This window comes from Flavobacteriales bacterium (genome assembly GCA_013001705.1).
Classification (GTDB): Bacteria; Bacteroidota; Bacteroidia; order Flavobacteriales_D; family JABDKJ01; genus JABDLZ01.
This window is the reverse complement of record JABDLZ010000250.1, coordinates 1-19751: the sequence shown is the minus strand read 5'-3', so window position 1 is coordinate 19751 and position 19751 is coordinate 1. Positions and strand designations below refer to the sequence as shown.

Annotated in this window: 12 protein-coding genes, 1 tRNA gene and 1 pseudogene; 3 read left to right on the top strand and 11 right to left on the bottom strand. The window is 49.7% G+C overall.

Features of this window, described 5'->3' with window-relative positions:
* Positions 1 to 143: 143 nt before the first annotated feature.
* The 7 genes from HKN79_10115 to HKN79_10085 form a co-directional block, all read right to left on the bottom strand.
* Positions 144 to 217, bottom strand: a tRNA-Asp gene (locus HKN79_10115).
* Between the two features lie 108 nt (positions 218 to 325).
* Positions 326 to 1222: a hypothetical protein gene (locus tag HKN79_10110; GenBank protein NNC83921.1), complete on the bottom strand. Its 897-nt coding sequence runs from the start codon at positions 1220 to 1222 to the stop codon at positions 326 to 328.
* Positions 1219 to 1770 (bottom strand): YceI family protein, encoded by a 552-nt coding sequence (locus HKN79_10105; GenBank protein NNC83920.1) that lies wholly within the window; start codon positions 1768 to 1770, stop codon positions 1219 to 1221. Before HKN79_10105 ends, HKN79_10110 begins: the two co-directional genes overlap by 4 nt.
* Positions 1771 to 1779: 9 nt before the next feature.
* Positions 1780 to 2178, bottom strand: coding sequence for a hypothetical protein (locus HKN79_10100; protein NNC83919.1), 399 nt, complete (start codon positions 2176 to 2178; stop codon positions 1780 to 1782).
* Positions 2179 to 2282: 104 nt separating this feature from the next.
* Complete coding sequence (locus tag HKN79_10095; protein NNC83918.1) at positions 2283 to 3050, bottom strand: response regulator transcription factor; 768 nt, start codon at positions 3048 to 3050, stop codon at positions 2283 to 2285.
* Entirely contained in the window at positions 3047 to 5773 is a 2727-nt protein-coding gene (locus tag HKN79_10090; GenBank protein ID NNC83917.1) for a histidine kinase, read from the bottom strand. Before HKN79_10090 ends, HKN79_10095 begins: the two co-directional genes overlap by 4 nt.
* The gene (locus HKN79_10085) at positions 5770 to 6312 is read right to left on the bottom strand and encodes a YceI family protein (protein ID NNC83916.1); all 543 of its coding nucleotides are present in this window, start codon (positions 6310 to 6312) and stop codon (positions 5770 to 5772) included. Before HKN79_10085 ends, HKN79_10090 begins: the two co-directional genes overlap by 4 nt.
* Before the next feature lie 141 nt (positions 6313 to 6453).
* Between HKN79_10085 and HKN79_10080 the strand changes: the two genes are divergently transcribed.
* The 3 genes from HKN79_10080 to HKN79_10070 are packed head-to-tail and all read left to right on the top strand — an operon-like array spanning position 6454 to position 8777.
* Positions 6454 to 7179: a hypothetical protein gene (locus HKN79_10080; protein ID NNC83915.1), complete on the top strand. Its 726-nt coding sequence runs from the start codon at positions 6454 to 6456 to the stop codon at positions 7177 to 7179.
* A gap of 25 nt (positions 7180 to 7204) precedes the next feature.
* The gene (locus HKN79_10075) at positions 7205 to 8386 is read left to right on the top strand and encodes a T9SS type A sorting domain-containing protein (GenBank protein NNC83914.1); all 1182 of its coding nucleotides are present in this window, start codon (positions 7205 to 7207) and stop codon (positions 8384 to 8386) included.
* Between the two features lie 37 nt (positions 8387 to 8423).
* Positions 8424 to 8777, top strand: coding sequence for a hypothetical protein (locus tag HKN79_10070; protein ID NNC83913.1), 354 nt, complete (start codon positions 8424 to 8426; stop codon positions 8775 to 8777).
* Between the two features lie 12 nt (positions 8778 to 8789).
* On the opposite strand, the gene HKN79_10065 is transcribed toward HKN79_10070, so the two are convergent.
* The 4 genes and pseudogenes from HKN79_10065 to HKN79_10050 all read right to left on the bottom strand — a co-directional run bounded on the left by HKN79_10065 (position 8790) and on the right by HKN79_10050 (position 19751).
* Positions 8790 to 13439: a T9SS type B sorting domain-containing protein gene (locus HKN79_10065; GenBank protein ID NNC83912.1), complete on the bottom strand. Its 4650-nt coding sequence runs from the start codon at positions 13437 to 13439 to the stop codon at positions 8790 to 8792.
* 9 nt (positions 13440 to 13448) lie between these two features.
* Positions 13449 to 16337: a PKD domain-containing protein gene (locus HKN79_10060; protein NNC83911.1), complete on the bottom strand. Its 2889-nt coding sequence runs from the start codon at positions 16335 to 16337 to the stop codon at positions 13449 to 13451.
* A gap of 84 nt (positions 16338 to 16421) precedes the next feature.
* Positions 16422 to 17108 (bottom strand): ATP-binding protein, encoded by a 687-nt coding sequence (locus HKN79_10055; GenBank protein NNC83910.1) that lies wholly within the window; start codon positions 17106 to 17108, stop codon positions 16422 to 16424.
* A 2386-nt stretch (positions 17109 to 19494) separates the two neighbouring features.
* Positions 19495 to 19751 (bottom strand): annotated as a pseudogene (locus HKN79_10050) (hypothetical protein).

The window sequence follows — 19751 nt, the reverse complement described above, 5'->3', positions numbered from 1 at the left end:
GACTAAGTGTTATGGATAAAAAGTCCACCGAATAACACACCAGCAATGGGATGAAAAGGGCAGAAGATGGAGGAGGGGAAAAAGAAAAAGCCCCGATATACGGGGCTTCTTCAATATGCTGCTCTCTTTTTCAAGAGTATCAGCGGTCCGGACGGGACTCGAACCCGCGACCCCCTGCGTGACAGGCAGGTATTCTAACCAACTGAACTACCGGACCAGTTTCTCAACGGTCATCCGTCATTTCTGACGGGCGAGCAAAAATAGATGAAATCTCAATTCGAGCAAATGAAAAGAAGCGAAATTGACCGACCAGCAATTGCTTTGTTCAGAGATCGGTATCGGGCTTCTCTTTTTTACGGATCGTAAAGACCCGGCTGACATTGAACCCGAAATGCGCGTCCCCCTTGCTCCAATCATCCACCGTCTCAGTGATCACACCTTTCTCATTCATTGCTGTGCTGTTGGTGAAATGCAATTGGAACACATGGCCACCGGTCTCTATATCGAGGCCGATGGAAGCGGAATTCCGATACCGATCGGCCAGTTGGTCGGGGAGCACGTAGATGTACTCGGCATTCAAGGCGAGGCGCTGAGTCAACTTCACGCGGCCAGCCATCCCGAGAGCAAAGACATCGTTCTCCTCTTGAAGCGTCTCCACCAGATTGCGATGGACAAGGGTAGGAGAGACTTGGAAAGAGATGGCATCGGAGAATTTCCGACCGATGATGAGTTGATGCACGTAGTACAAGCGAGAGCTGAAATAATTCTCTCTTTCCGGCACTGCAAAAGGAATGGTCTTGATAGCCATACTGCTCATCACCAGAGCCGAGATGGGCATCTTGCGTTTCCCGGTACTCTGTCGCAGGAATTTGAACTTCACAAAACCATCATAGGTCTTTTCGAAACTGCTCCTTCCCAGACCGACCATCAGCTGATCGGTTATACCGTAGTCACCCCCCAGACGCACAGTGGCCTGGTCCAGTCCGAACCATTCCTGTAAGCCCCCCGTTACGACACCCAATCTATGGGAGATCTTGACATCGAGCACACGTTTGGAAGTGGTCTCCAGCGAGTGCAGGTTGATGACCCGGTTGGCCTTGAAACTGGCAATGGTATAGTCCGTGGTCTCCTCTTCTCCTAGTAGATCCAAGAGATCCAATTCATCATCCTGACTGAAGACCAAGATAGAAGGGAGTAGGAACAGGATCAAGATCCATCTCATTTATTCAATTTTTGGTAGTCGGCCTGTACATGGATCTCTACTTCCTTAGCGATATTATCGGCCACCAATGCAGGTATCTCTATATCGTAGTCCGCTACAGCAACTGTGAATGTACAATCTCCTTTGATCCCACCCCCTTTGACAGTTATGGTCCCTTGAGTAGTGACATCCTGCTCTACACCGTGGATCTCCAAGGAACCGCTGATGTCTGTGGTGTACACACCATCTTTCTCAAAATCCACGGCATCGATATTGTCGATCTTCCCTTTGAAGAAGGCCTTTGGAAATTTAGAACTCTCCATGTAGTTCTCGTTGAAGTGTTCTTCCATCAGAGATTTCTCAAAGTGGAAGGCTTTTATGAGGACACTCCATTGCATAGCACCGGTCTCGCTGTCTATGACCGAGGTGGCCTTGGAGTTGGTAGCTTCGATCTTTTCCATCGGGGCATCTGAATAGAAACTGATGTTCCCTTCTTTGGTAAAGTATTTCTGAGCGTGGAGCGACTGTAGCGCAAATATGCTCAATATGCTGATTATCAGGATTTTCATGGTTCTAACTTATTTCTCGATTATACATTTCACCAGTATCACGTCACTCAGATATCCAGTGCATTGACCTTTGATACTGACGGATTGTCCTGGTGTGATATCCTCTGCGGGTTCGGCCATTTCACAGCTGACCAGACCGAGCATATCATCAGTCTCTAAGTCGATAGTCTGAGGTGGGCCTTGTCGCACATCGCTGACCGTACCGCTTACGGATATGACTTTGTCCAGATACTGGGCATTAGCGTTCGCTTCATCCGTAGCAAAGGCATCGAAAAGGGCTCGGGCATCTATCGCGATATCACTACTCTCAGTGCTCAGGTCACGTGGTCCGGCATTGTAGGCCTTGATGGCCATTATACCTCCGACAATAAGAGCGATGGCGAGTACGGCTATGACTAATTTCTTCATGACGAAGTGGTTTTTGGCAATTCCTATACCGAATATCGCTCAAAGTCACTGGAAGGGTATGTTTTTGTCCTGAAAGCTCAATTTCATCCACTGAATCGGTAAGGTCAGGATATTCCATCCAGCCATTTCTTGAATTCAGGAGTCATCTCAGTGCTGATTATCAGTGTCTCAGGAGCGGCTGGCAGAAGGGTGACCTTCAATCTGGAACGGCTATGAACGAAGACCTCATCGATCGATTCTCTATGAATTATGAATTGCCGATTGGCACGTATGAATTTCTGGGGGTCCAATTTGTTGATCAGTTCCTGAAGGCGTAGGTCCGAGGCGATGCGTTGACCATTCTTGAGGTAGAAGAAGGCCATTTTTTCAGAAGAATGGATGTAGGCTATATCCGCCACCTGAACGGGAGTCAACTTATTGGCAAAACGGATCAAGAAAGAACTGCGATATGGGGAGAGCTCTTGTTCGGCTTTCTGTACATCCTCTGCACGGGGAGTAGGCAGTCGCTCCAAGGCATCGCGTAGATCGGCCCTTTTGATGGGTTTGAGTAAGTAATCCAAGGCGTGTTTTCGAAAGGCCTGAACAGCAAATTCATCATAAGCCGTGACAAAGATGAATGGACATTGAGGTTCCACATGGTCGAAGAGTTCGAAGCTGGTCCCATCGGCCACCATGATATCCAGTAACAAAAGGTCGGGGTGGGGATGATTCTCCAGATATCGGATAAGCGCGGCTACGGTCTGGAAAGTCTCTACAACTTGAATCTCCCGAGTGACTACTTCATGGAGCAATCGGATCAATCGCCTGGAAGCGATCGCCTCATCTTCTAAGATGATGATCTGCAATGTGCTATGCGAGTCCGTGAGAGTCATGAATCAGCAATGGGGAGCATGACTTCAAAATGAGTGGAATCTTCTTTGATCACAATCTCTTTTTTGAAAAGCAACTCGTAGCGTGAGCGGAGATTGTTCAGGCCAACACCCAGTGAGTGGGGGGAGGTCGCTTTGGGCCTCTTGTCATTCTTCACACTGAGCAAATCAGCTTCTCTGTGTATTTCGATGTGCAAGGGTTCTGCCTTTTCAGCCCTGTTGTGCTTGACCGCATTCTCAATAAGAAGCTGCAGTGTCATAGGGGGAATGTCGAAGTCGGTGAATTCTCCTTGAAACTGGATATCGAGGGCACCATCGAAACGTATCTGGAGCAATTGGATATAACAACGTACCAAGTCCATTTCCTTCTCTATCGGGATGGTCTCTTCCTCTGTCACTTCGATGACCATGCGATAGAAATCGGTCAATAATTCGGTGAATTCGACACTCCGTGCAGGGTCTTCTTCGGTGAGGCCGATGATGGTGTTGAAACTGTTGAAGAGGAAATGCGGGTTGAGTTGTGCTTTGAGTCCCATGAGTCTGCTTTGACTCTGTAGGAGTTCCAGTCGTTGATTGAGGAATTGACTCTTGACCCTTCTTCTCCATGCCCAGATAATGAACCCAAGAAAAAGTAAGAGCATCAAGGATCTGAACCAAAAGGTGTTATAGAAATACCTCTGGATCTGAAAGGGGAAACGTACTTCTTCTCCATTGAAGTTCGCTCTATCATGTCCTGAACGCAGTACGAATTCATAGCTGCCCGGATCAAGATTCGGGTAGGTGACCACACGGTCTTGAGTGACGCGCCAATCAGAGTCGAAGCCATCGAGTCTGTATTGGAAATAAAGTTTTTCTGGATTGCGATATAATAGGCCATTGAATTTGAATTGAACACTGTTCTCATCCTCCTTCAAATGGGCATTCTTCGCATCTATCGGACGTAGATCGGCTTCTGCGCTCAAGAGCATGGTCTTACTTGCACTTCTGGCTGTTTGTGATCGGGCGTAGTAGAGATACAGATTCCCAGATTGCTCGAAGAGGATTCGCTCACCTATTTTGACATAGTTATTATTGAAGGCCTTTGCACCACCGATACCGATCTCTTCATCGAAGGCCATCAGTTCATTGTCATACGATCGATAGACCGCTACTTCTTCACTTCCGATCAAGAGGAACTCCTCTTCATTGACCTGCACGATGCTGGTGTACTCTGACCATTGCTCGTGTGGGCTTGGCACCTTGGACAATTCATGATCGACATATGAGACCACACCGTGATCTGCCGTGGTCAATAGTATACGGGCTTCTCCATCGCCAGCGATGCCATGTACCGTGCCTAATACATCACCTTCCACTTCATTGGAATGAATGGCCTTGCCTTCCTTCAGAAGGATTAGACCTTTTCTATCTGTTCCAAGGAATATGTTTCCCCCATGGGCCTCATGTATGGTCAAGATATAATAGGTATCCAGATCATGTAACTGCTCTACGGCTTCAAAGCTTCCATTTTTCCAATGCACATATTGTGTTCCGCCCAAGGTGCTCACCAGGATCCGAGCATCGGATAGGATCTCCACAGCGAGAACGGTGGATTCCACAAGTCCCTGTACTTGCTGAAAGCCGCTGCTGCCCATGGCGATGAATAAGCCATCATTGAATGTTCCTACCGCCTTGATCCCTTGGTCTATATCCATGCATGAGACATTGGATTCCATGATCAACTCTTCTCCTTCTGAGCCGCTTCGGAATACTCCTCTATCCGTACCATAGTAGATATCGCCATCCGCATAGCCGAGTGCACGCACCTCGGAATCAGGCTCTGAAAGCCAGTGGCCGAAATGAAGGGGAGCCTTGGATACGCCTGTAGAACTACCAATCCAAAGATTCCATTCGTCATCCACGTACATACACTGAATGTTGGGCCACTCCATGTCATAACTTCTGTCAGACATGACTGCTGTGTCCAAATGGTGGATCATCAGTCGGTCTCCATGGTAGATCAGTAGGCGATCGGGGCAATGGACGATCTGTTGCACGGGCTCTAGTCCCGAGAGCACGAATTCCACCTCCGCATTCTGTATATCCAATGAGGCGATCTCACCATCATATAGGGCTATAAGCAGATTTTTGTCTCCTGCGGAAGAGAGATCTGTGACTATCTTATTCTTCAGCTCGGCATAGTTCTGCCATTCCTCCAATCGGGGATTGCAGCTCCACAATCCTCGGTCTGTGGCGAAGTAGAGGGTCTCATCGGATACCAATATATCATTGCTCATACCGATATCGGTCGGCAGTTCTAGGAGAGAATACGCAGCTGTCGATGGTCGATAGAGTTGGGTCTCTCCATTTTGAAGGATGATCAGTATGGAATCTGGGGATAGTGGCGCAATCAATTCAATCCCACTGGAGAAGCTTGCGAGACGCATATAGGGACCTACAGGAGATTTCCGGTAAAGAGCCCCTTGAGCGGTGCCCAATAGAGTAGCAGACTCCAATTGCGTCATATAATTGAAGCTCAAAGAATCCGCATCATGAAATACTTGAATATCCATGCCATCATAGGTCATATGACTTCCCTTCGCAAGGAGATGAAGCAGGCCTTGTTGGTCCTGTTCCATCTGAGTGACAGATACCCCTTCCAAGGATTCTACCGGAGTGAAATGGGGCTTTTGGGCATGGATGGCCAGTATCGTAGAAAAACAGGCAATATGGAGAAGTACTCTCATTGGAGCGAGCCTCGTACAGTGATGCTGATCACTTCGGCAATCTTCTGATAGACGATCCGAGGCACGGAGATATCATGATCATCCAGTCTGACCTCGAAGGTTCCTCGGAACTCGATGAGATCATCAGCCGTTCTTCTCATTTCTATATCCAACACACGTTCCTTATCCACTCCGTGCACAGAAAGGGTTCCTTTGACCTGAATGGAATTCCATGTAGAATCCAAGTTTCCGATATCTGAGAGTATAAAGCCTTTGAAAAGCGCATCTGGAAATCTATCCGATTCCATATAGTTCTCATTGAAATGCTCTCTCTGCAGTGGACTGTTGAATCCCTCGAACGATCGGATCTTGACCTTGAACAGGAAGGAGGATCGTTCTATCTCCATGATTCCCAGGCACTCGCTGCTCTCTGCTTCTATAACCTCTAAGGGCGCATCGCTCTTCATATGGATATAGACATCATCTGATCGCATCAATTCCTGTCCGTGAACGGCAATGGACAGAGTAGATAGGATCGATATGAGAACGAATTTTCGCATGGAACAAATATGACCCATTTCAGGAAGCATATATAGGACCGGGTAGACCGAATCCGTAAAAATTCGTACTCAATACTGAGTCCTAAACATCACAATGTCAGAGGTCTGGATCTAGCTTTGAGGCGTAATATTTCGAATGAGATGAATAGGATCTGGATAATCGTAGCGTTGGTAGTCTGTGCAGCTCAAGCCTGTAAGCACGACCCTATTCTGGACGAATTGATCGTTGAAGATCCTATCGATACCACGGGTGGAGGTCCGGATACGACTGTTTTCCAAGGGAATCCTTGCGATCCGGATTCGGTCTACTTTGTCAATGAGATACTACCATTCTTGACAGCCTCCTGTGCTCAACCCGGGTGCCATGATGCGGCTACTGCTGAAGATGGGGTGGTACTGGATTCATACTTCAATATTGTCACCACGGGAGACGTAGAACCTTTCGATCCGGCAGATTCTGAGATCTATGAGACCATCACCGATAGCGACTTGGACGACCGTATGCCTCCTGCAGGGGAAGACCCTCTCACTGCGGAGCAGATCCAGATGATCTACGATTGGATAGCCCAAGGGGCACAAGACAACTCCTGTAGTTCATGTGACACCACGGAAGTCACATTTGCACAGACCATCTATCCCATCATCGAGCTGAAGTGTCAAGGCTGCCATTCAGGCGCTCAGCCGAGTAGCGGACTTTCATTGGAGGATTATGGGGATATCAGCACCATCGCTATAAGTGGTGCACTCTACTCCTCGATCACCGGTAGCAACGGATATCCATTGATGCCATATAACAGTAATGCCCTCCCAGCCTGTGAGATCGATCTCATTCAGACCTGGATACTAGAAGGGGCACCAGATAATTGAATCACAAACTTCAACATCGATCATTATGAAAACTATCTGCACATTCATCTTTAGCCTTGCCATTGCTCTTGGGATGGCCCAGTGGCCCCAATACTCCATCGGTACCACATTGGAGTTGGGTGGGGTACATGTATTCTCCAATGGAGATGTACTCATCGCTGGAGAAATGGGACTCATGAAACGGAGCTCTGATTGTGGCTCCACCTGGACCGATGTGGATATCACCTATCTGAATGATATCGGTAAATTCTATTTCATCGACCAGAATACAGGGTATGTGCTAGGTGATGATGCAGCTTTTGGGAAGACTACAGATGGTGGTCTGACATGGACGTTCAGCAACACCCCCGCAAGCGATGACCTAGAAGGGCTCTACTTCCTGAATGCGGACATGGGCTGGATGGTCGGTAAAGAAGGGAACATCATCCACACGAGCGATGGAGGAGCCACCTGGATGACGCAATCCAGCGGAAGTCCGGCTCGTCTACACGGTGTTCATTTCATCGATGAGATGCACGGAATCGTATGCGGACGGGACAATACCTTATTGACTACTGATAATGGCGGACAGACCTGGACACCTTTGATTCTGGCTACATCCGGTGATATGAAGGACATTGCCTTTGCTCAAGGATCTGCATATATCGCAGCTGAAGGTGGACTATATCGTCTCAATTCTACCTGGGACAATGTCGAGTTCATCGCCATCGATCCAAATTCCGAGTTCGAGGACGTTTACTTCCATAATGAGAGCATCGGCTGGGCCTGTGGTGGACCTGGTAAAGTGATGGCCACCAATAACGGGGGAGAGACTTGGATAGATATCGGCATAGAGGGTTCTCCATTCGAGCTCTCAGCCATTCATGGTCAGAGTTTCAATCAAGCCTTTACAGTGGGCGAATTCGGACAGATAAATGGCGTGTGTACTGCGGTGGGACTAGAAGGTGCTGATTTCTCAGAAACACCATGGTCGGTCCATTATGCATCGGATGGGACTCTCCACATCCTTTTTCCAGACCAAGGTCCTCGTCAGCCACGCTTTCAGATCATGGATATCACAGGAGCCATGATCGCAGAGGAGAGCTTGACTCCCCTTTCTTCTCAGAACATGTATTCCATACCTGCGCCAGATGTGGCCGGAGTATACCTGATCAGCATGATCGAGGCTGGAGCAATCCAGACAAAACGAATTGTCATTCATGAATAGTCTGTTTGGTCATAGCGTGAATAGAGCCCTGTTTTTCATGATATCCATCTTGATGGCAGGGCTCTTTCTCGAATCCTGTTACTACGATATCGAGGAAGAACTCTATCCCCAGGGAAATCTATGCGACACAGTATCGGTCACTTATTCGCTGGATGTAATGTCGATCCTGGAGACCCATTGTATTACTTGTCACAGCGGTGGAACCCCGAGTGGAAGCATCGATCTATCTACGTATGGCGGAGTCAATGAGCGGGTGCAAGATGGATCTTTGCTGTGTAGTATCCAGCATGCGTCAGGTTGTTCACCTATGCCGCAGAATGCAGGACAGCTCAGTGCCTGCAATATTGAGAAGATCAGCAAGTGGATTGCCGAAGGGGCTTTGAATAATTAAGCTGAACCTTCTTCAACGTATCAACTGGACGCTTCCCTTGTAGGAAAGTCCATTGAACTCTATCACGTAGAAATACACTCCCGCTGCTGCAGGATCCCCTGCGCGGGTGAATCCATCCCATCGGGTAGCGTTTCCAGCAGCGAGGAACATGGTCTGCCCCCATCGATTGAAGATCTCCATATAGAAACAATCCTCTACCTGTCCGGTCAGATTGATATCGAAGACATCATTGTTCCCATCACCATTAGGCGTAAAAACATTGGGAACGGCAATCTCGAAATAGCTCTCAAAATCACTGGCATCCAAGATCTCATCGCGGGTATAGACGCAACCGAGTTCTGATTGGCCGGTCAATGTGATGAGATAGGAAGCATTGAATTCATAGGCGTGTACTGGAGAGAATTCTTCAGAGCTGGTGCCATCACCGAGATCCCAGATATAGGTGAGTTCCGGATCGCTCAGATTGTTGAAGCGCACGCGCAATGCGTCACACCCCGGTTCGGCTTCTATTTGGAAATCCAGTGTAGGAATCTCTTCTACGATGACGGTCACTTCGTCCTGACCGGAACAGATCGAATTATCGGTGAACACGGTATAGGTGGTCGTCTCACTCGGGCTAACTGTAGGATTGGCCAAGGTGCTGTCGTTCATCGCGGTGGTCGGTGTCCAAGCATATTCGGTCCCATCGGGTGCTGTCGGGTCACCTCCCAGTACTACTGGCTCTCCGGTGCATATCAATGTGTCCGGTCCGGCATCGGTCGGTACGATGGGGTTGACTGTGACACGCACGGTATCGGTATTCTGACATCCATTCTCATCTTCTACCAACACTACATATTCTATCTCCAATGCGATAGTAGGTGCAGCTACTGGATCAGCAATGTTGGGGTCGGAGAGGCCCACATCGGGAGCCCAGGTATAGGCATCGAATCCAGGCGTGGCCTGTAGCTGGATACTGTCACCCAGACAGAGATAACTGACATCCGATCCAGCATCCACAGTCGGTAGGTCGAGGACGAAGATGCTGAGTTCATCTGTCGAGGAACATCCATTGTCCAAGGACACTGTGACCGTATATGTGACCGTATCAGTAGGGGATGCCGTAGGGTCGGCAATGGATGGGTCATCCAGATCGAGATCAGGTGTCCATAGATACTCATCTCCACCCTGAGCTTGGAGTTGAACAGAGCTGTTGAGGCAAAGCAGTTCGTCCTCCCCTGCATCTGCAACAGGCACTTCTAGAAATTCGACCAGTACATCATCAGAAGCCGAACAACCATTGGACTCCTCGGTCCAAGTGAGGATGTAGCTCCCTGGGGTTGTGCTTGTACTCGTACTTGCCGGATCATTGACATCATTGAAGCTGACCTCGGCCGGCCCGCTCCAGGTCCCGGTACCCAGACTGGGCGAAGCGTTGAGTGTGATCTCATTTCCGCAGAGTGCTAGGTCTTCCCCGGCATCTGCTTGAGGAATCTCGAAGAAGGTGACCTCGATACTTGCTTGGTCGATGCAGCCATTGTTGTCTTCAGTCCAAGTCAATGTCTGACTGCCGAATAGGGAGGAAGTGGCTAGGGCGTTCGGGTCATTCACATCACTGAAGCTCACATCAGGTCCAGCCGTCCAAGTACCAGTACCCGTGCTTGAAGTAGCATTGAGGACATAATTATCCCCACATACCGTATCATCCATTCCGGCATCTGCCTGAGGGGATTCGCTGAAGGTGATCTCTACTTGGTCCTGATCGGTACATCCCGCATTGTCTTCGGTCCAGGTGAGGGTGTAAGTACCGTAGTTATCTGCGGTGACCACACTCTGTGGGTCGGTGATGTCGGTGACGGTCAGACCACCGGGTGCGACCCAAATACCTGAACCAGCTGAGGCGTTGGCCTGCAGATCATAACTCAGTCCGCATGCAATGTCATCCGGCCCTGCGTCCGAGATGGGGATCTCATTGAATTCTATCACCACGCTTGCTGAGGATGTGCAACCGAATCCATTGTCTTCTGTCCAGGTCAAAGTCTGAGGTCCATAGATGGTCGTAATGGCCGTGGCTTGGGCGTCATTCGGATCGCTGAAAGACAGGCCTGCAGGTCCTGACCAGGTTCCCCCACCGACACTCGGTGTCGCATTCAATGGGTACTCGTCCCCACAGATCATGTCATCCATACCTGCGTCAGCAGTCGGTTGCTCTACCAGGTCTATGGTGACTTGAGCGGTATCTCGACAGCTTCGATTGCTTTCTACCCATTCCATGACATAGGTCCCATAGCTCGCAGCATTGAGCAAGGCATTGGGGTCATTGGAGTCGGATAGTGTGACTCCAGTCGTTGGTAGCCATTCTCCCATGCCTATACTCGGGCTGGCCTGAAGCGTATACTCCAGATCACATGAACTCCCGTCTGCCCCGGCATCTGCTTGCGGCTGATCGATGAATTCGATGGTCACAGTATCCTCTACTTCACAGATCACATTGGTCTCGATCCAGATCAATTCGAAGAATCCAGTATTTGGGGCTGTGACCATGGTATTGGGGTCCGTATCATCCATGAAGGTGACTCCACCTCCTAGATCCTGCCATTGACCGGTCCCGATGCTCGGAATAGCCTGCAATGGATAGTCGAATCCACAGATGCTATCATTCATCCCCGCGTCAGCAATGGGGAGTTCGTAGACCGTTACCGTAATGGAATCCTCAGCCATACATCCGTTCTCATCTGTGACTTGCACGAGATAGGTGGTGGTCATATCCGGACTGGCGATCGGATTGCTTATCGTATCGTCATTGAGATCGGCACCGGGTGTCCAGAGGATGTCATCGGCAGGTGTTATGACCTGCAGGAATGCTGCATCTTCAGCACATATCTCTTCATCCCCTTGCGCCTCAGCAGAGGTAGAGTTTACGGTCACTTCCACGGTATCCCGTGCTGAACAACTATTGGCAGAGATGACCTGCACTTCGTAGCTGATATTGCTCGTAGGTGAGACATCCGGATTGGAGGCATTGATATCGGAAATGGCCTCATCGGGTCCCCACACGTAGATGGAACCGGCTGGTCCTGTAGGTGCACCACCGATGCTGATCGTATCTCCTAGACAGAACGATACATCCGGCCCGGCATCGATATCCGGCAAAGGCAGAATAGCGATATCCAGATCGAAGGGGTCACCTACACAGCCTCTGAAATTGGTACTGGTGACCGAAAGTGTACCTGCACCGGAATCACCCCAATCCACGGTCACAGTATTGGTCCCTTGGCCAGAAAGGATCACTCCACCGGATACACTCCATGCATAGTCCCCATCCACGAATACATCGGTCGTATAGGTTTCGGTAGAAGTCTCGCAGGGCGTGCTGTTTCCATCGATGCTGGTCGAACCTGTGAATGGGATGACCTCGATCGAATAGACTTCACTTGCACTCTTTGGCGGACAACCATTATCCGATGCAGTCACACCGAAGAAATAGGGATTAGCGCGACCTAGGTCACAATCCGTGAACCAGCAGAAATCGGCTTGTACGGTGCCTTCTCCGGTCTGTGGTGTGTTGATGGAAGCGGTAGGTGTGACCAAGGCTCCATCGAAAACTTCTCCGAATGCGGTCAATAACAAGCTATCCCCGTTACCATCTTCAAAAACCACCGGGAAACAGAGTGTATCTCCCTCATCGATCTCCCACTCGGTGGGGCCTACATTACCGGCCGATACATTTGAAAGATCCGGTGCTGGATTGGGGGGGCAGTTGATCACTACAAGCTGAAGGTCTCTACGAATGATGCCGATCAGATTCCCATTCCGGTATTCTTTGATCTCTACGGCCACGGCATATTGACCCGCATTGGGTGCCATGTAGCTTGTCAATCCGGTGGCACCGTTGATGAAGGCATAGCCACCAGGCCCGAAGGGATCAGCGCTTGAAAAATTGTTCTGATAGTCTACCGAGGGTACTTCCCATCCTAAGGGATTGGGATATCCAAAGGCTCCTGGATTCGGATCGAGATCGGTACTGTATCCTCTAAATGGGGTGATGAAAGAGAATACCATCTGGTCTCCATCTGGATCTACGGCACTATTCAGGAAGGAACTCGTATCTCCTGCACAGAGGAATGGGACCGGGTCCACATTGAAAAAAGGAGAGCTATTCTCCACGATGGGTGAAGGGATGTAGGTGGAGAAACCTACCCCTTGTTGGGGCGTGAGATTGACTACCGCATTGTTCCTACAGCAACGATCATAGTATAGCCAGTATCCATCGAAATTCAACGGAAGGTCGACCAGGAATTCATAGTCTCCTCGCTCGATGGTGACATCTTCACCTACCGTGCATCCAGAAGGGACACCGGCCAAGGTGACCTCTGTGATCGATATCAGGGGCATGTCGAATTCTGTGATCAATATTTTGTCGGCATCCGGATTCAGCAGGTCATTGGCATAGACCGCAACAGGAATCTCATCTTCCGGATCATCGAAGTTGGAAGTAGGTCCCACATCGGTGTAGGTCACAGAATAGACCCTGTACCGATAGGTACCGTCCACATTCTGCCCTAGGTACTCATAGTTCAAGCTACCCCCGACCAGATGTGTGGCCATGAGTTCACTCAGAGGTGATAGGAAAAGAAGTAAGAAGAAGGTCAGAAGGAGGGAAGGTCGTACAATCGTTCTCATGCCTGTCACTTATCTGATGATCAATCGTTGCCGTGCTACACCTTGTGCGGTCACGATCTCTACCAGGTAATTACCGGGTGGAAGATAGGAGAGGTCCATATATGGAGCAGGTCTTCCTTCACGAGCTATCAACCTTCCTATGTTGTCGAATATGGATAATTCTTGAAGTGGATCTCCATTGCTGGATCGGATCTCCAAAGGTCCGTCAGTAGGATTGGGATAGAGCTTGAAACCTGCAGGGTCGAGTTCTGTCAGGCCTACCGGTAGACAGGTCCATTCCAAGAGGAATCCATCGAATTGACCGAAGAAATTGGTGATCTGTCGCAGCGTGATCGAATTGCCGGTGCTTTCCACGATACCTCCATTGGGAAGCGTATTCCCTGTGAACTGACCGATCAAAGGAGCACTCTCATCCGGTCCATCATAGATGAGTAGGAAATCGTTGTTGAATTGGAAGAAGAAATCGAAGAACTCCAAACGGATGTAGTTCCCTTCTTCGACCGTGATCGTCTGGCTACCAGAAGTGTTGTTCTCATACGGCTCATAGGGTCCACCGTCATCTGCAAGGAATCCGTTGCAATCGGTCAATACTTCCGCGATACCATCGGCAGGCATGGTGATAGTGTCACACACCCCATCGAAATCCACGGTGATAAGATTCTCATAAGCCACGCTATCCACTCCATAATCGTTGCTCGCTACCAGAGATACAGTGAAGCTTCCTTCGGTCAAGTAGGTGTGGGTGGGTTCGGCATCAGTGCTCGTATTGCTATCTCCGAAATACCATAGGTATTCCGTAGCGCTGGTAGAGAGATTGGTGAAATTCACCTGACCGTCACAGCTCAATGTAGGGCTGGCTGAGAAGTCGGCCACTGGAGGTGTGGTATCCGGTTGAATGATGATGGCATAGTCCTCGGCCTGTCCGAATTCCACATCAGTACACCCAGGATTTGCATTCCCTAGATAGTCGCCAATGATCCGCATACGCAAACGGGTCTCCACCAGCGGTGCATTATCGGGTATGGTCAAGGTCGTGTTGACATTATTGGTGTTCAAGGCAGAGAAGACGAGTTCACCTGAACTGAATTGTCCATCATCATCCAGATCGATATAGATGTGCGTGTCGTGTGGATTGTCCTGGCCGAGCGTCATGATGATCGGATAGCTCATTCCTTCGGTAACGGTGGCTTCTTGGCTGCACGAGAAGTCCTGATAGCCCTCTTCACCATTGGCGGAACTATTATCTATTCCTTCGAACTGAACATTCAGGATCCCATAGCCACAGCAATGATTGAGCGTGTTCACTTCACAGGCTGGAGTGAGTTGCTGATCGAGGTCTACTGTGACAATATCCGTCATCACGGTATCATCCGTGCCGAAGTCATTCTGTGCAGTGAGCGAAACCGTGTATGTCCCGCTATTTTCATAGGTGTGTATCGGGTCCTGTACATTGCTGAAATTCCCATCTCCGAATTGCCAAAGCCATCCGGTGGCCACATTGCTGGAGGCATCATAGAACTGCACAGTGCCGTCACAAGAGAAGTCTGGATCCACAGTGAAGGAGGCTTCAGGCGGTGAGACATTCGGTATGATACGCAGAGAGTAATCATCTGCCTGACCACCTTCTGGATCTGTACAGGGTCCGGGTTCTCCGAGCAGATAGAAATCCGAGATCACCCGCATACGCAGGATGCTATCGGTGAGAGCATCATTGGACACGGTGAGAGGCACCATACTGACTCCACTGGAGACTTCGGAGAGGATCTTCTCTGATTCGGCAAAGGAACCATCGGCATTGTAGTCGATCCAAGCGGCTACGTGATTCTGTGAAGGGCCATCCACCACTACCTCGAAGGTGTACTCGATTCCTTGTTCCACTTCAAAGACCGTACAGGTCAAGTCTTCATAGCCGGCTGTTCCATTGGAGGAATTCACGGTGGTCCCATTCAGGCTGACAGAGATCGGCCCAAATCCCAATTCCTGATCCTGGGTCATCGGTGTGCAATCTGCTGCTACAGGAGAGATATCGGCCAAGGAGATGGTGATGGCATCTTCCAATGCGATACTATCGGTGCCGAATGCATTGGTGACGACCAAGGAGAGGGTATAGGTACCACTCTCCGAATAGGTATAGCTAGGGTCCTGCTCTGTACTCGTACTCCCATCCCCGAAATACCAGAGCCATGAATCCGGATTGAAGGTAGACGCATCTGATAGAGAGATGAGACCACTGCACACACCGATGCTGTTGATATCGATAGCGGCAACAGGTGGGACCATCGGAGCTTGCCAGGTCAGCTGCAATCGAGGTCGAGAGAAATACAGGTCTTCTGCAAAGGGGTCATCACAGGCCGGATTGCCGCTCAGATGATCGGACTCCTTGTAGGAATCCACTCCGAAGAAGGAATACCAGATGGAGGTCTCCTGACCACCGGGTCCATCGTTCTGGTAGCAGGTCTCGATGATGATATCACTTTCTCCATCCCACATGTAGGGCGTATCGAATACATGGGTGTTCCAGTCGCTGGTAGGTGTATATGGAGCAGGAGCCAGGACCTCGGTCAATCCCCCCTCGAACTGAAAACCGAAATCGTTGTCCGACTCTCCCATCAATATCCTGAAATCCTGGAGGGTTCCGTTGGTGACTAGTTCGAAGACCTGGAATCCGATAGAAACGATCTCCCCTTGGGTCAGTCCTTGCGCCTGTAGTTCTGAGGCGAGCACCAGAGTCTGTGAGCGCAGGGAGGTCTGATTGAAGCTGTAAGGAGCTTCTATACTGAAGTCATCACCCGGAAAATCCTGCTCTCCGAGAGTGATGGTGGTCTGAGCCCGGAACTGCGAGAATTGGACTATGAAGATGAGCACGAGGATCGGTCCGATCGATCTATGTATCGACATATAGCGCAATGGTTTGGATAGACGGGTGAAAGTACGATTTATCAAGGCTTGATATCGTACAGGAAACGGCACCTTATTGGCCTTTCAATCCACAGATCTCTGCACGGTCTCTTCGGTCCGCTTGAGTGCCTCATCCATGTGTTCCCCTACGGTATAGAAGACACCCTTCTCGCTGATATCCATATCTAGCACTTCCCACATGACCAGTTTGGCCAGTTTATCGGTGGCTCTTCGGTAGTGTTGTCTGGTGATGCGGCAGTACTTCTTGAAGGTGATGTGACCATGCTCCTTAAGGTAGTTGAAAAGACGCTGTTCTTTCTCGCCATACTCGAATCGGTCCCCCTTCTTCTTGCCACTCAATTGCCAGATGCGCAGCAAGACACGATTGGCCTTGAGGTTCATATCCTCATGGCGGATATAGGCCATGCGTCTATCGCCTTCTTCCTTGACGAAATGCTTCTCTTCGCTGGCTTCTACCTTGATCTCCAGTACCTCTTTGCCATCTATCTCATGCAACTGCCCTTGGATCGGAATTTCCGGGTCGCTGTAGAATTGAGCAGCTGCTTCGACCACGTACATCTCTTCTTCAGAATCGATCCCCGTGATCTTCCCATTGTCTTTCACTCCTACCAGCAAGCGGCCTCCATCCGTATTGGCAAAAGCCACCAACGAGCGGGCGATCTTGCGTGAATCATTCAGCTCATACTTGAAATCCAATTGCTGATGCTCGCCTTGAGCAATCAATCGCCTGACATGTATAGCAGAATTCATAGGGGTATGGAAAAAGAAAAGCGGGCCATAGGGAATGGCCCGCTAAATATACCTTTTTGATAGGCTATCCGAATTACCGGATCACCTGCACCTTGAGGGTCAAGGATCGTTCTTGATCGGTCAGATGCAAGAGATAGGATCCCGGTGCGATATCGCCCAAGGTCCACTCCAAGGTGCTCCTTCCATCCACTGGCACACGATCCATCGATACGGTCTGTCCGATAGCATCAATCAATTCCAAAGTGACCAGGCCTGTGAATGGGCGCTCGGTAGTCAAGTTGATCGACTCGCCCTGAGTCACTGGATTCGGATAGAGCAATACGCCTCCAGCTTCCAGTTCTTCCAGGGAAGAAGCGATGTCAATATCGAAGAAGTCCTCCGCGACCAGCAGATAGGATTCATTGCCGGACAGATCGTAGGCGCCTGCAATACGTACATCCACATCCGGCAGAGCGGTCATTCCCTCCATCACATCATAAGCAAAGCGATAGGAGGATTCTGAGGTCCATGTGCTCATATCGTTATTCAGATCCAGTGTGGCACTAGGGTCCTCTACCGGGAAGGTGAGTTGTGGTTCGAAGTTCTGGTCCAGTACCTCGGAGAACTCCACATCGATGGTGAAGGTCCCTGTACCGAGAAGCGCGTTGTCCACTAGGGTGGTATTACTCAGCAGCGTACCTACGGATGGATTCAGCATATCGATGCTCATCAGATTACTGGCCAAGAAAGTCTCCATGACATTTCCTACGGTATCTACCAGACCATTGAATTCGAAATCGATATCGGCCAGATCCAGGTCCTCATCCATGATATCGAAAGAGATGACCAAGGAATCAGCAACTGGCCAATCTTGAGCGCTCATCATCAGTGTACCACTCGCATCGCCTTCTGGATATGCGATACTGATCGATGAGTTCGGATCGATGGGTTCTGAGAATTTAAGTCCTAGTTCGAAGGTGTTTCCTAGATCTGCATCACTGATCATCCCTTGGGAAACGACCAATCCGTTCACATCCGGATTGTCCATTTCAATATCGATCTGATCGATCAAGAGAGTATCCAATTGATTTCCCCCTTGATCTGAAGCAGCCACAAATGCGATGTCTACATCGGCCAGAACCAGATCTTCATCGAAGACCGTGAACTGCCATTGGAAGGAGTTCTCATCCAGCCATGAAGCACCTGGGAGTGAGAGTGCCAAAGCACCTCCTGGATTCTCGTTAGGCGTTGTAAAAATGGGTTGCACCTCGGTCATCATCGGTTCATCAAAATGAGCTACGATGTTCACAGTGTTGGGGCCGATGAGTGCATCGGTGATAAGGTCATGACTCAGCGTGTAGGAAACAAGTCCTGGTTCTTTTGTGTCCACACGGTATAGACCGGGGTAGAGAATGTCAGATAGTTGATTCCCGAACTGATCCATAGCTCCTGAGATCATCAGATCGATGTTGTCCAACTCCTCATTATTGTCGAAAACATCGTAGACCAGCTGATAGGTAAATGCATCTGACCACGCTCCTCCCAAATCTCCTGTTGGCCATAGAGTATTGACCAATGGATCATCCAGGGTGTAGGTGAAATCCGGATGGATAGAGGTATCCATGGCCTCATTGAATACAATGTCTATCGTGAAGCTACCCGGACCGGCATCACTACTCGATACGATGGCCAGAGAAGGAGTAACACTCACCACCTCAGGGGCCAGATTATCCACCGAGAAGAAATCGATCTCATTGATCTCCACCATTTCGTTGCCCATGGTGTCCGTGGCCACGTTGACGGCCACATCGATATCGTACATCTGTACATCGCTATTGACATCGTATACGGCTGAGAACAAGGTCTCTGAGATCCAGGCGCTGAATCCAGCATTATAGGTCAGCACTCCGGCCAGAGGGTCCTCATTGGGGAAGAATACCAAAGGGTCCAGGTTGGTATCCATGCTCTGGTCGAAAGTGAGCAGCAGCAGAACGAAATCCGGGTCGCTATCATCCAGCGCCAGTGAAGCTGCTGGATTGTCGGTATCTACGTAGAGCTGTTCCTCGGCAGCAAATGCGACCTGATCCGTTCCATATTCATTGCGTGCACTGGATATGGAAATATCCGTCAGGGCCACTACCTCGTTGGCATCAGCGATGGTGAATTGTAACTCGTAGGTGTCATCGGCCATCCAAGCGCCTGAGGGCGAATTCAGTGTATTGCTCAGATCCTGACTGAAGTCGAACTGAGGCATGAGCGATTGATCCATGCGCTGATCATAGACTACTGTGACAGTCAATGTGGAGCCTACATCGGCATCGGTGATCTCTGAATCCGAAAGGGTCAAGGATTCCACTTGCGGATACCCACCGGTGAAGTATCGCTCTGCGAGAACATTGGCATTATTTCCCACCTCGAAACCGATCTTACGCCCGGGGATGTCATCGGCCGGGGGGTGGATACCGCCCCATATACGTGAGAGACTGCACTGATCGGAGGCATCCTGATAAGTCGCCCATTGGAGTTGGATATCCATGCTGGGGCCATCTTCAAAGACGAGATATTGGTTCTCCGGACAATCGAACACGCCCATACCACCGGGGAAGAATCGATCTCCCGTAGTGTAGGTCATGATCTCAGCTGCGGCTCTGGAATAAGTGGAGT

Coding starts and splice junctions, on each gene's coding strand:
- HKN79_10110 (NNC83921.1), bottom strand. CDS start 1,222: ATGAGATGGATCTTGATCCTGTTCCTACTCCCTTCTATCTTGGTCTTC.
- HKN79_10105 (NNC83920.1), bottom strand. CDS start 1,770: ATGAAAATCCTGATAATCAGCATATTGAGCATATTTGCGCTACAGTCG.
- HKN79_10100 (NNC83919.1), bottom strand. CDS start 2,178: ATGAAGAAATTAGTCATAGCCGTACTCGCCATCGCTCTTATTGTCGGA.
- HKN79_10095 (NNC83918.1), bottom strand. CDS start 3,050: ATGACTCTCACGGACTCGCATAGCACATTGCAGATCATCATCTTAGAA.
- HKN79_10090 (NNC83917.1), bottom strand. CDS start 5,773: ATGAGAGTACTTCTCCATATTGCCTGTTTTTCTACGATACTGGCCATC.
- HKN79_10085 (NNC83916.1), bottom strand. CDS start 6,312: ATGCGAAAATTCGTTCTCATATCGATCCTATCTACTCTGTCCATTGCC.
- HKN79_10080 (NNC83915.1), top strand. CDS start 6,454: ATGAATAGGATCTGGATAATCGTAGCGTTGGTAGTCTGTGCAGCTCAA.
- HKN79_10075 (NNC83914.1), top strand. CDS start 7,205: ATGAAAACTATCTGCACATTCATCTTTAGCCTTGCCATTGCTCTTGGG.
- HKN79_10070 (NNC83913.1), top strand. CDS start 8,424: ATGATATCCATCTTGATGGCAGGGCTCTTTCTCGAATCCTGTTACTAC.
- HKN79_10065 (NNC83912.1), bottom strand. CDS start 13,439: ATGAGAACGATTGTACGACCTTCCCTCCTTCTGACCTTCTTCTTACTT.
- HKN79_10060 (NNC83911.1), bottom strand. CDS start 16,337: ATGTCGATACATAGATCGATCGGACCGATCCTCGTGCTCATCTTCATA.
- HKN79_10055 (NNC83910.1), bottom strand. CDS start 17,108: ATGAATTCTGCTATACATGTCAGGCGATTGATTGCTCAAGGCGAGCAT.